Below are 12,093 nucleotides of genomic sequence, written 5' to 3' on the forward strand. Positions count from 1 at the left end.
GGGGTCGCGCCTAGATTTGAGTGCATGACCGACAGCACCGCGACGCCGCCAAACGATCCCGCTGGCCCCTGGGCCATTCCTGTGCGCCGTCCGTTGCCGGGGGAGGACAAACCCAAGGGCGCGACCAGTTTCCCGCGCAAGGTCTGGCGCCTGTTGGTGGCGATCAAGGACGCGCTCGCGCTCCTCTTCCTGCTGCTGTTCTTCGCACTGCTCTTCGGGTTGCTCGCCGGGCGTCCCAACGCCTCGCTTCCCGTCAGCCAAGGCGCGCTCGTCGTCGATTTCGACGGCATCGTCACCGAACAGCCCTCCGACGTCGATCCGCTCGCGGCGCTGTCGGGTCGCGACCAGCTCAAGGAAATCCGGACCCGCGACGTCGTCCATGCGCTCGAAACCGCGGCGACCGACAAACGCGTCACCTCGGTCGTGCTCGACCTCGATAGCTTCCTCGGCGGCGGGCAGGTCTCGCTCGCCGAGATCGGCAGCGCGATCGACAAGGTGCGCGCCAGGAAAAAACCGGTGCTCGCCTTCGCCACTGCCTACACCACCGACAGCTATCAGGTGGCGGCGCATGCGAGCGAAATCTGGACCGACAGCGTCGGCGGCGTCGCGATCGCCGGCCCCGGCGGCTCGCGTCTCTACTACAAGGGGCTGCTGGACCGGCTCGGCGTCACCGCGCACATCTATCGCGTCGGCACCTTCAAGAGCGCGGTCGAACCTTTCCTGCGCAGCGACCAGTCGCCCGAGGCGAAGCAGGCCGACATGGCCTATGCGGGCGCGCTGTGGGAGAATTGGCTGACCGACGTGAAGAAGGCGCGGCCCGCGGCGAAGATCGACGCGTTCATTGCCGACACCGCGGGCGCAGTGAAGGCCGCGGGTAATGACATGTCGAAGGCCTCGCTCGATGCGGGTCTCGTCGACAAGGTCGGCAGCCGCATGGCGTTCAACCAGCGCGTGACCGAGATCAGCGGCGCCTATGACGACAGCCAGCCGTGGGCCTTCAACGCGATCCCGCTCGAAAACTGGGTCGCGGCGAACCCACCGAGCACCAGCGGCGCGGCGATTGCGGTGATCCCGGTGGTCGGCGAAATCATCGACGGCGAGGCGCCCAACGGCATGGCGGGCGGCGACACGGTCGCGCAGCACATCCTCGATGCGATTTCGGACAGCGGCACCAAGGCGGTCGTGCTGCGCGTCGATTCGCCCGGCGGATCGGTGCTGGCGTCGGAGCATATCCGGCAGGCGCTGTTGGCCGCCAAGGCCAAAAAGCTGCCCGTCGTCGTGTCGATGGCGAATGTCGCGGCATCGGGCGGCTATTGGATTTCGACCCCGGCCGACCGTATCTTCGCCGAGCCCGAGACGATCACCGGCTCGATCGGCGTTTTCGGCATCCTGCCAAGCTTCGACCAGGCGTTGGCGAAGATCGGCGTCAACGCCGACGGCATCGCGACCACCCCGCTGTCGGGCCAGCCCGACATCCTGGGCGGCGTCAACGACGAGTTCAACGCCCTCGCACAGGCCAGCGTCGAGGATATCTACGCGCGCTTCACCGGCCTCGTCGCCAAGAGCCGCAAGCAACCGCTCGAGAAGATCCGCACGATCGCAGAGGGCCGCGTCTGGGCCGGCGGCACCGCCCGCCAGATCGGCCTCGTCGATCAGTTCGGCGGGCTGCCCGACGCGCTCGCCGCCGCGGCGAAGCTCGCGAAGATCGATGGCGCCTTTTACGCCAAATATTATGAGGACGAACCCAGCGAATTTTCGAAGATGATCGCCAGCCTGTCGGGCGCCGAGGAAGGCGAAGAAGCCGCGGCGCCGCGCGGCTGGTTTGGCATCGCAGCGATGAACCGCCAACTCGCCGAGCGGCGGCTGGTGCAGGATATGACGCTGCTGACCCGGGCCGGATCGATCCAGGCGTCGTGCCTCGACTGCCGCGCCTTCCTGCCCGCCGTCCCGCGCGCCGCCGACGCCAAGGCGAAGAGCGTCCTCGGGACGCTCGCGCTGCTGCTGAAGTAGGTCCGCTCCCGCTTGCGGGAGGGGTCACGGGAGGGTCTGCCGAGGCACCGCCCCGAATGAGATGCCTTCCCCCGACCCCTCCCATAAATGGGAAGGCGAACGTTACGCCGCCAGCGCGACCCCCTTCGCATGCTCCGCGATCGCGCCAGCGAGCGTATCGACCAGCGCAAGCGGCAGGTCGTGCCCCATGCCGGGTATGGTCAGCAGCCGGGCGCCCGGGATATTCTCCGCCGTGTCGCGTCCGCCTGCAATCGGCACCAGCGGATCGGCCTCGCCATGGATCACCAGCGTCGGCGCCTTGATCGACTTCAGCATCGGCCGCCGGTCGCCGTCGGCGACGATCGCCGCCATCTGGCGCGCAACGCCCTGCGGATACCAGCCGCGCTCGAAATCGCTGCGGACGCGGCGCTGGAGTCGCTCCTCCGCCGCCGGATAGTCGGGGCTGCCGATCACGCGCGCGGCGTTGACCGAATAGGCGATGAGCGCCTCGGGATCGCCGTTCATCGGGCGGTTGGCGAGCACGCGCATCGCCTCTTTCTGCGCGCGCGGCAGCCGCGGGTTGCCGGTCGTCGACATCACCGAGGTCAGCGATAGCGTCCGTTCGGGATAGCGCGCCGCGATATGCTGCGCGATCATCCCGCCCATCGATGCCCCGACGATATGCGCCCGCTGGATGCCGATATGGTCGAGCAGCGCCACGCCGTCAGCCGCCATGTCGGCGAGCGTATAGGCGCTGCGCACCGGCAGCTTGAGCGCCGCCTTGACGAACATCCATTTGAGGTTGGGAACGCCCGCCGCATCGAAACGCGTCGACAGGCCGACGTCGCGGTTGTCGTAGCGGATGACGCGAAAGCCGTGCGCCACGAGCGCATCGACAAATTCGTCGGGCCATAAAGTCAGCTGTCCGCCGAGCCCCATCACCAGCAGGATCGCGGGCGCGTCCTTCGGCCCCTTATCCTCATAGGTGATGCTGATGCCGTTCGCCGTCGCCTGCTCGGTCGTCATACCGCTGGAATCCTTTGCCGTTAGCCGACCAACATGCCGCGAAGTGCAGCGCGGTCAAGCCGTCGCGGGACGATAATGCGCGGCGTCGGACTGGAACTCGGCGCGGCCATAGCCGGCGAGCTGGCGGTTGATCCGGCGCACGAGGCGGCGATCGGCAAGGTGACGCAGCACCGGCACGCGCGAGGCAACGCGGTATGCCGTCATCCGCCCGGCCAGCGCGAGCATCGTCGCGCCATAGATCAGGTGATCGCGGCGGCCGACCGGCACCCCGACGCTCTCGGCGCGCTCGGCATCGCCGTTGAGGAACGCCTTCACGAAAAAGACGCGGCTCACCGACCGCTCCAGGCGGCGCTTGACGCGGCCCGCGGGCGACGGATCGGTCGACAGCTCGGCCTCCATCGTCGCACGCAGCAGCCCGCCGCAGACCGGATCGTCATATTCGTAACGCAGCGTCGCGCTTCGCGTCCGCCAGATACGCACGATCTCTTGCGGATTGTCGGCAAGCAAATCCTCGGGCAAACCGAGCAGAAAGCAGCGATAGCGCGCCAGCTCGACGCGCCCGCGCTCCAACCGATTGAACGATGTGCGCCCGCTCTTGAGCACGTCCTGTGACAGAAAGTAAATCGGGATCAGACCAGCGGGCATCTGGTCGAGCTGCGGGATCGGCACGCCATAGGTTTCGGCGTCCCACATGCCCGGCCGCGACAAGACATTGACGCGCACCATCGAGTGCATCAGCCGCACCATCGCCGCCGCCTTGAATCCCGGCCCGAAGCGACTTAGCGCCCCCGGCAGCGCCGTCGTGGCGAAGAAGGTCGCGGTCTCCTTCACCCGCCGCGCGGCGGTCGCATGGCCGAGCGTTCCGGTCAGCGCCATCGGCAGCGCCGAATATTTGTTGAGGAAAGTCGCGATAAAGGCGCCGCGGATGAGGAAGGGCGCAAGGTTCGCGGTCGCGTTGCGCTCATAAGCGGCGCCCTCCTCGACCAGCGCCATGTCGACCCAGTCGGGTTTCGCTTCCATCTCGCGGATCAGCGCGACGAGTTCGGGCGGGGCCTCGGCGACCGCCTCGACCCCCTTGTCGCATGCCTCGACCAGCATCGCGACAGTCCGCTGGAATCCCAGCCCCGGCATTAGCGCCGCATAGGCGTCGCCCGTGCGGTCGCCGAGCATCGTATATTCGCGGATGCGCGCGACGAGATCGGCGTCGTCCAGATAGGCGCCGCGGTCGATCCCGCGGACACGGCTGAGCTCGCTCGTCGCATCGGGCTCCACCGCCCAGCGTTCGGGGGCGCGGTCGAAGTCGAACCGCCCGAACAGGTCGGGCAAGGCAAGGGCCTGGTCGCGGACCTGGCGGGCGATAGTGTCGAGCGCAGCGGTCATGGCGCCCAAACTGCCATATTCCCGATCCTGTTGTCAGCCCATCAATCGCGACAGCATCGAAGAGCGCAGGCGCGCCCATGGTTTGAGAGTTGCCGACGATGTCAGAGGCCGCCGAAAAAACGCCCGGCCCTTTGGCGATGCCACCAGGGGCAGGATGAAGATGATCAGCGATAGGCCCACGATCCAGCGCCCCGTCGACACGGGATCGCTGCACGCGTTCGCGCACTCGGGCGCCTCGACTCCGGCGCCGAAAAGGATCAGCAATGTCGACAAAATTCGGCCAGTCCCCACGACACGCCCCCCGCGTGTCGGCCGCGATCCTAGTGGATCAAAGTTAAACGGAGCGTTGCGGCGAGATTATGCCGCTGTTTACCGCGATTCGCGGGGCCCCCTATAGGCAGGAAGCGCCAAAGACCAGCGAATTGCTGCACCGCGCAAAATAAATCCGGCGCTCGCGCCAACGACCGCCGCCGTTGCTGTCCCCGTTCCCAGCCAAAGCAGGATCAGGAAAAGTCCCGAGGCCAAGGCGGCCGCGGTGACATAGATTTCCGGGCGCACGATGATCGACGGCACCCCCGCCAATATGTCGCGGATCGTGCCGCCGACACAGCCGGTGATGACGCCCATCAGCAGTGCGGGAACCGGCGGAACGCCCCACGCCAGCGCTTTGGCGGTGCCGAATACCGCATAGGCGGCCAGTCCCACCGCATCGGCCCATTCGAGCAATTGTCCCTGCCACCAGCGTTCGGGCGTGATCCAGACAAGGAACGCAATGGCGATGCACACGGCCGCGATTGCGCCGTCCTGAACCCAGAACACCGGCGCCCCGATCAGCAGGTCGCGCACACTGCCCCCGCCGACGCCGGTGACGAGCGCGAAGAAGCAGGCGGTGATCAGCGTCTGCCGCAAACGCACCGCCATCAACGCCCCCGACAGCGCGAACACCGCGATCCCGGCGAGGTCGAGCAGGCGGATGAGGGTTTGGGGCTCCATCATGGCAAAGATTTCCAACACGCCAACCCGTCAACCACGCGAAGCCCGGGATCACCGAAATATCAGATGTGGATCGGCTTGCCCGTCACCGCCATCGCCGCTTCCTTCACCGCTTCGCTGTGCGTCGGATGCGCGTGGCAGGTGTAGGCGATGTCCTCGGACGTCGCGCCGAATTCCATCGCCTGCGCCGCCTGCGCGATCATCGTGCCCGCGACGCTGGCGATGATCCAGACGCCCAGCACGCGGTCGGTTTTGGCATCGGCGATCACCTTCACGAAGCCGTCGGGCTCGTGGTTGGTCTTGGCGCGGCTGTTGCCCGCCATCGGGAATTTGCCAACCTTGATGCCTTCAGGGCTTTGGGCCCTTTCCTTTGCCTGCTCTTCGGTCAGGCCGACGCCAGCGATTTCCGGCAGGGTGTAGACGACCGACGGGATGACATCATGGTTCACGATCCCGGTCAGCCCGGCGATATTCTCGGCGACCGCAATGCCCTCATCCTCGGCCTTGTGCGCAAGCATCGGGCCGGGGATGACGTCGCCGATCGCCCAAATGCCAGGCACCTGGGTCGAGAAATCATGGTCGGTTTCGATCTGGCCGCGCGCATTGACTGCAAGCCCGGCCTTGTCGAGCCCCAGCCCGTCGGTGTTCGGACGGCGACCGATCGAGACCAGCACGACATCGGCCTCCAGCGTTTCGGCTTCCCCGCCCGCCGCGGGCTCCAGCGTCAGCACCGCCGACTTGCCCTTTACCTCGGCCTTGGTGACCTTGGTCTTCAGCTTGAATTCGATGCCCTGCTTCTTGAAGATGCGGTTCGCGTCCTTGCGCACGTCGGCGTCCATGCCGGGCAGGATCTGATCGAGATATTCGACGACCGTGACCTTGGCGCCGAGGCGGCGCCACACGCTGCCGAGTTCGAGCCCGATCACGCCGCCGCCGATCACGACCATATGGCCCGGCACCTTCGCGAGTTCGAGCGCGCCGGTCGAATCGACGATGATCTGCTTGTCGTTGTCGACCTCGACGCCCGGCAGCGGGGTGACCGACGAGCCGGTGGCGATGACGATATTCTTGGCGCGATAGGTCTTGCCCGCGACCTCGACGCTGTCTTTCGCGGTGAACTGCGCATAGCCCTTCAGCCAGTCGACCTTGTTCTTCTTGAACAGGAATTCGATGCCGCCGGTCAGGCCCTTGACCGCGTCGATGCGCTGGCCGTGCATCGCGGGCAGGTTGAGCTTGGGGGTCACATCGATCCCCATCTTCGCCATCGCGCCGTTCGCCGCCGCATCGAAATATTCCGACGCGTGGAGCATCGCCTTAGACGGGATACAACCGACGTTGAGGCAGGTGCCGCCGAGCGTCTCGCGCCCCTCGGCGCACGCGGTCTTCAGACCCAGCTGCGCCGCGCGGATCGCCGCGACATAACCGCCGGGCCCGGCACCGATGACAAGGACGTCGTAGTCGTAATCAGCCATTTATATCATTCCTTTCACCCCACGGGGGGACGGGGAGAAATATCCTTAGAGATCGATCAGCAACCGCGTCGGATCCTCGATCGCTTCCTTGATCGTCTTCAAGAAGGTCACCGCTTCGCGGCCGTCGATCAGACGGTGATCATAGCTCATCGCCAGATACATCATCGGACGGATCACGATCTCGCCGTTCCGGACGACCGGGCGGTCTTCGATGCGGTGGAGGCCGAGCACGGCCGACTGCGGCGGGTTGATGATCGGGGTCGACATCAGGCCGCCGAAAACGCCGCCGTTCGAGATGGTGAAGGTGCCGCCGGTCATGTCGTCGATCGTCAGCGTGCCCTCCTTGGCGCGCTTGCCAAGGTCGGCGATCGCCTTCTCGATGTCGGCGAACGACAGGCTGTCGGCATTGCGGACGACGGGCACGACGAGGCCGTTCGGCGCGCTGACCGCGACCGAGACGTCGAGATAGTCGTGATAGACGATCTCGTCGCCGTCGATGCGTGCATTGACCGCGGGGATGTCATGCGCGGCAAGCGCGACCGCCTTGGTGAAGAAGCTCATGAAGCCGAGGCGCACGCCATGCTTCTTTTCAAAGCTCTCGCGATATTTGTCGCGCGTCGCGATCACCGCCGACATGTCGACATCGTTGAACGTCGTCAGCATCGCCGCCGTGTCCTGCGCCGCCTTCAGCCGCTTGGCGATCGTCTGGCGGAGGCGCGTCATCTTGACGCGCTCTTCCTGACGGCCGGGGGCACCGCTGGCGGCGGGAGCGGCGGCAACCGCAGCGGGAGCCGGGGCGACTGCCGGCGCATTATTGGCAGCAGCGAGCACATCTTCCTTGGTCAGGCGGCCGTCCTTGCCGCTGCCTTGGATCTTCGTCGGGTCGACGCCATGCTCGAGCACGAGGCGGCGCACCGCGGGCGACATGGTGGTGACGGTATCGACGCCCTCGGAAGCCGGAGCCGCCGTTGCCGCGGGCGCCGGCGCAGCAGCCTCGGCCTTTGCAGCCGGAGCGGGCGCAGCCGCGGCAGGCGCCGGAGCAGCAGCGGCGCCGCCGGCCTCAATCGTCGCGATCGCCGCGCCGACATTGACCGTATCGCCGACCGCGGCGAGTTGCTGGCCCATCACGCCGGCGACCGGCGACGGCACTTCGACCGCGACCTTATCGGTCTCGAGGCTCGCGATGGGCTCGTCGAGCGCAACAGCTTCGCCGGGCTTCTTCAGCCATTCGCCGATCGTCGCTTCGGTAACGCTTTCGCCCAGCGTGGGGACTTTGATTTCGGTGCTCATCGCTTCTTCTCTTTCCGTGCCCCTGCGAAGGCAGGGGCCCATCATCAAACGGTGGGAGATGGGCCCCTGCCTTGGCAGGGGCACACCCTATAATCCTACGCCCTGCTCTTCGCGCGTCTGATCTCGGCGCGAACCGACAGCCCCAGCGCGTCGGCGACAAGCGCCGACTGTTCGGTCTGGTGGCGGCTCATCAGCCCCGTCGCGGGCGAGGCGGCAGAGGCGCGGCCGGCGTAGCGCGGACGCATGCCCTTGTGGCCGGCATTGGTCAGCGCCTCTTCGATCAGTTCGTTGACGAAGAACCAGGCGCCGTTGTTGCGCGGCTCTTCCTGCGCCCAGACCACCTCTTCCAGGTTCGGCAAGCGCTTCAGGCGGACGCTGAGCGGATCGCCCGGGAAGGGATAGAGCTGCTCGATGCGAACCACAGTGGTGTCGGTCAGGCCCGCGGCATCGCGCGCCTCCATCAGGTCGTAACCGACCTTGCCCGAACAGAGGACGACGCGCTTGACGTCGGCGTCGGCGGGCGGCGTGCGGTCCGACATGATGCGGCGGAAATGCGCGTCGCCGATGAAGTCCGAACGCTGCGACACCGCCAGCTTGTGGCGGAGCAGCGACTTCGGCGTCATGATGATCAGCGGCTTGCGGAACGGACGCAGCATCTGGCGGCGCAGGACGTGGAAATAGTTCGACGGGGTCGAGATATTGCACACCTGGATATTGTCGCCGGCACACAGCTGGAGGAACCGTTCCAGGCGCGCCGAGCTATGCTCGGGCCCTTGGCCTTCATAGCCGTGCGGGAGCAGCATCACGAGGCCGTTGGCGCGCAGCCACTTGGCTTCGCCCGACGCGACGAACTGGTCGATCATGATCTGCGCGCCGTTGGCGAAGTCGCCGAACTGCGCTTCCCACAGCACGAGGCTCTTCGGATCGGCCATCGCATAGCCATATTCGAAGCCGAGCACGCCATATTCGGAGAGCGGGCTGTCGAGCACCTCGAAGCGGCCGTGCGGCACCGTCGTGAGCGGGATATATTTGGCCTCGGTCCGCTGGTCGACCCAGACCGCGTGGCGCTGGCTGAAGGTGCCGCGTCCCGAATCCTGGCCCGACAGCCGCACCTGATAGCCTTCGCTGAGCAGCGTGCCAAAGGCGAGGCTCTCGGCGGTCGCCCAGTCGAACACCTCGTTGTCGCTCTTGTCGGCGAACATCGCGGCGCGCGCGTCGATCACGCGGCGGAGCGTCTTGTGGACTTCGACATTGTCGGGGATCGTCGTCAGCGTGCGGCCGATCGAATCGAACAATTTGTCCGACACGCCGGTCGCGATGTTGCGGCGCGCATTTTCAGGATCGGCGGGGGCGTGGAGCCCCGACCAGCGGCCCGCGAACCAGTCGGCCTTGTTCGGCTTGTAGCTTTTCGCCGATTCGAAATCCTCTTCGAGCCGCGCGACGAATTCGGCGCGGCGCGCGTCGGCCCAGCCAGCGTCGATCACGCCCTCGGCCTCTAGCTTCGCAGCGCACAGCTGCGACACCGGCGGATGCTGGCGGATGCGCGCGTACATCAGCGGCTGCGTGAACGAGGGCTCGTCGCCTTCGTTGTGGCCGAAGCGGCGATAGCACCACATGTCGATCACGACGTCGCGCTTGAACTGCTGGCGGAAATCGATCGCCAGCTTGCATGCAAAGGTCACGGCTTCGGGATCGTCGCCGTTGACGTGCAGGATCGGCGCCATCACGCCCTTTGCGACGTCCGACGGATAGGGCGACGAGCGCGCGAACTGCGGGCTGGTCGTGAAGCCGATCTGATTGTTGACGATGAAATGGATGCAGCCGCCGGTGTTGTAGCCGCGGATGCCCGAGAAGCCGAGGCATTCCCAGACGATCCCCTGCCCCGCGAACGCCGCGTCGCCGTGGATCAGCACGGGCAGCACCTGCTCATGCTTGTCGAGGTCGTCACGCACCACCTGCTGCGCGCGCACCTTGCCGAGCACGACCGGATCGGCCGCCTCGAGGTGCGAGGGATTCGGAACGAGCGACATATGCACCGACGCGCCGCCGAACTCGCGGTCGGTGGAGGTGCCGAGGTGATATTTGACGTCGCCCGAGCCGCCGACATCGTCGGGGTTTGCGCTGCCGCCCGAAAATTCGTGGAAGATCACCTTGTACGGCTTCGCCATGACGTTCGCGAGCATGTTCAGGCGCCCGCGGTGCGCCATGCCATAGACGATCTCGCGCACGCCATATTGGCCGCCATATTTGATGATGGCTTCCATCGCGGGGATCATGCTCTCGCCGCCGTCGAGGCCGAAGCGCTTGGTGCCGACATATTTGCGCGCGAGGAATTTCTCCCACTCCTCGGCCTGGATCACCTTGCTCAGGATGGCGCGTTTGCCCTCGACCGAGAACTCGATGATCTTGTCGGCGCCCTCCATCCGCTCCTGCAGGAATGCGCGCTCCTCGATGTCGGAGATGTGCATATATTCGAGGCCGACGTTGCCGCAATAATTGGCGCGCAGGATCGCAACGATCTCGCGAATGGTCGCCTTTTCAAGGCCGAGCGTTCCGCCGATGTAAACCGGCCGGTCGAGATCGGCGCCGACGAAGCCATGATATTCGGGCGTCAGATCGGCGGGCAGCTCACGCTGGCTTAGGCCGAGCGGATCGAGGTTGGCGGCCAGATGGCCGCGCACGCGATAGGTGCGGATCAGCATCATCGCGCGGATCGAATCGTCCGCGGCGCGCTCGACTTCGGCGCTCGACAGGGCCGTACCCGCCTTGGCGGCGGCCGCCCTTACCGCGACCTGCATCTGCTGCGGGTCGAGCGCGGCGGTCAGGTCGTCGCTGTCGATCTGCGGCCAGTTCTTCGGCGCCCAGCTGGGGCCGGCCTGGACTTCATCGACGTCGAAGCTTTGTCGTTCGAGGTTCATCTGCTTTTCCACGGGGAGGAGGGAGTGGGTTTTATGTGGGGAGCGGGAGCCCGCCGGCAAAGGGTGCCGGCGGGGCGCCCGGTCAGACGCGTTCCTTCAGCACTTCGGCCAGCGTCGTGCCGAGTTCGGACGGGCTTGCCGATACCTTGATGCCGGCGGCTTCCATCGCCGCGATCTTGCTTTCGGCGTCGCCCTTGCCGCCCGACACGATCGCGCCGGCATGGCCCATGCGGCGCCCCGGAGGCGCCGTGCGGCCCGCGATGAAGCCGGCCATCGGCTTCTTGCGGCCGCGCTTGGCTTCGTCGATCAGGAACTGGGCGGCCTGTTCCTCGGCGTCGCCGCCGATTTCGCCGATCATGATGATGCTCTTCGTGGCTTCATCGGCAAGGAAGAGTTCGAGCACGTCGATGAAGTTGGTGCCGTTGACCGGGTCGCCGCCGATGCCGACCGCGGTGGTCTGGCCAAGGCCGACGTTCGAGGTCTGGAACACGGCTTCATAGGTCAGCGTGCCCGAGCGCGAGACGACGCCGACGCTGCCCTTCTTGAAGATGTTGCCGGGCATGATGCCGATCTTGCACTCTTCGGGGGTCAGCACGCCGGGGCAGTTCGGGCCGATCAGGCGCGACTTCGAACCGCTGAGGGCGCGCTTCACCTTGACCATGTCGAGCACCGGAATGCCTTCGGTGATCGCGACGATCAGTTCGATCTCGGCATCGATCGCCTCGAGGATCGAGTCGGCGGCGAACGGCGGCGGCACATAGATGACCGACGCGGTCGCGCCGGTCGCATGCTTCGCTTCCTCGACGGTGTTGAACATCGGCAGGCCGATATGCGTCGTGCCGCCCTTGCCCGGCGTGACGCCGCCGACCATCTGCGTGCCATAGGCGAGCGCCTGTTCGGTGTGGAAGGTGCCGGTGGCACCGGTCATCCCTTGCGTGATGACCTTGGTGTTCTTGTCGATGAGAATGCTCATACACTGACTTCCGTTTTCTGCGCGCCCCCGCGAAGGCGGGGGCCCATCTCCA

At 66.3% G+C, this 12,093-nt stretch carries 9 protein-coding genes; 1 reads left to right on the forward strand and 8 read right to left on the reverse strand.

The genetic code is table 11. The features are described from left to right. The first annotated feature begins 24 nt into the window (after positions 1 to 24). Positions 25 to 2,010 carry a signal peptide peptidase SppA gene (gene sppA / locus ATE67_RS16290; protein WP_082660441.1) on the forward strand — a complete coding sequence of 662 codons (1,986 nt, stop codon included), beginning with the start codon at positions 25 to 27 and terminating at the stop codon, positions 2,008 to 2,010. Positions 2,011 to 2,112: 102 nt separating this feature from the next. Here sppA and ATE67_RS16295 read toward each other — a convergent pair whose 3' ends face one another. The 8 genes from ATE67_RS16295 to sucD all read right to left on the reverse strand — a co-directional run bounded on the left by ATE67_RS16295 (position 2,113) and on the right by sucD (position 12,041). Beyond that, positions 2,113 to 3,015, reverse strand: a complete 903-nt coding sequence (locus tag ATE67_RS16295) for an alpha/beta fold hydrolase (protein WP_058817720.1) — start codon at positions 3,013 to 3,015, stop codon at positions 2,113 to 2,115. Between the two features lie 54 nt (positions 3,016 to 3,069). After that, a complete protein-coding gene (locus ATE67_RS16300; protein ID WP_058817721.1) occupies positions 3,070 to 4,395 on the reverse strand; it encodes an oxygenase MpaB family protein in 1,326 nt (441 codons plus the stop codon). A gap of 33 nt (positions 4,396 to 4,428) precedes the next feature. Continuing rightward, entirely contained in the window at positions 4,429 to 4,659 is a 231-nt protein-coding gene (locus ATE67_RS16305; protein WP_058817722.1) for a hypothetical protein, read from the reverse strand. Between the two features lie 105 nt (positions 4,660 to 4,764). After that, positions 4,765 to 5,388 (reverse strand): trimeric intracellular cation channel family protein, encoded by a 624-nt coding sequence (locus ATE67_RS16310; protein WP_058817723.1) that lies wholly within the window; start codon positions 5,386 to 5,388, stop codon positions 4,765 to 4,767. A gap of 62 nt (positions 5,389 to 5,450) precedes the next feature. Continuing rightward, positions 5,451 to 6,860: a dihydrolipoyl dehydrogenase gene (gene lpdA, locus ATE67_RS16315; RefSeq protein WP_058817724.1), complete on the reverse strand. Its 1,410-nt coding sequence runs from the start codon at positions 6,858 to 6,860 to the stop codon at positions 5,451 to 5,453. Positions 6,861 to 6,905: 45 nt separating this feature from the next. After that, on the reverse strand, positions 6,906 to 8,150 hold the full coding sequence (odhB, locus tag ATE67_RS16320; protein ID WP_058817725.1) for a 2-oxoglutarate dehydrogenase complex dihydrolipoyllysine-residue succinyltransferase: 1,245 nt from the start codon (positions 8,148 to 8,150) through the stop codon (positions 6,906 to 6,908). Positions 8,151 to 8,245: 95 nt separating this feature from the next. Continuing rightward, positions 8,246 to 11,068 carry a 2-oxoglutarate dehydrogenase E1 component gene (locus ATE67_RS16325; RefSeq protein WP_058817726.1) on the reverse strand — a complete coding sequence of 941 codons (2,823 nt, stop codon included), beginning with the start codon at positions 11,066 to 11,068 and terminating at the stop codon, positions 8,246 to 8,248. Positions 11,069 to 11,150: 82 nt separating this feature from the next. Further along, on the reverse strand, positions 11,151 to 12,041 hold the full coding sequence (gene sucD / locus ATE67_RS16330; RefSeq protein WP_058455589.1) for a succinate--CoA ligase subunit alpha: 891 nt from the start codon (positions 12,039 to 12,041) through the stop codon (positions 11,151 to 11,153). Between the last annotated feature and the right edge of the window lie 52 nt (positions 12,042 to 12,093).

It is taken from the genome of Sphingopyxis sp. H050 (assembly GCF_001468265.1).
Classification (GTDB): domain Bacteria; phylum Pseudomonadota; class Alphaproteobacteria; order Sphingomonadales; family Sphingomonadaceae; genus Sphingopyxis.

Bases quoted from the DNA above. Each gene is read 5' to 3' on its own strand.
- sppA (WP_082660441.1), top strand. From the start codon at position 25: ATGACCGACAGCACCGCGACGCCGCCAAACGATCCCGCTGGCCCCTGG.
- ATE67_RS16295 (WP_058817720.1), bottom strand. From the start codon at position 3,015: ATGACGACCGAGCAGGCGACGGCGAACGGCATCAGCATCACCTATGAG.
- ATE67_RS16300 (WP_058817721.1), bottom strand. From the start codon at position 4,395: ATGACCGCTGCGCTCGACACTATCGCCCGCCAGGTCCGCGACCAGGCC.
- ATE67_RS16310 (WP_058817723.1), bottom strand. From the start codon at position 5,388: ATGGAGCCCCAAACCCTCATCCGCCTGCTCGACCTCGCCGGGATCGCG.
- lpdA (WP_058817724.1), bottom strand. From the start codon at position 6,860: ATGGCTGATTACGACTACGACGTCCTTGTCATCGGTGCCGGGCCCGGC.
- odhB (WP_058817725.1), bottom strand. From the start codon at position 8,150: ATGAGCACCGAAATCAAAGTCCCCACGCTGGGCGAAAGCGTTACCGAA.
- ATE67_RS16325 (WP_058817726.1), bottom strand. From the start codon at position 11,068: ATGAACCTCGAACGACAAAGCTTCGACGTCGATGAAGTCCAGGCCGGC.
- sucD (WP_058455589.1), bottom strand. From the start codon at position 12,041: ATGAGCATTCTCATCGACAAGAACACCAAGGTCATCACGCAAGGGATG.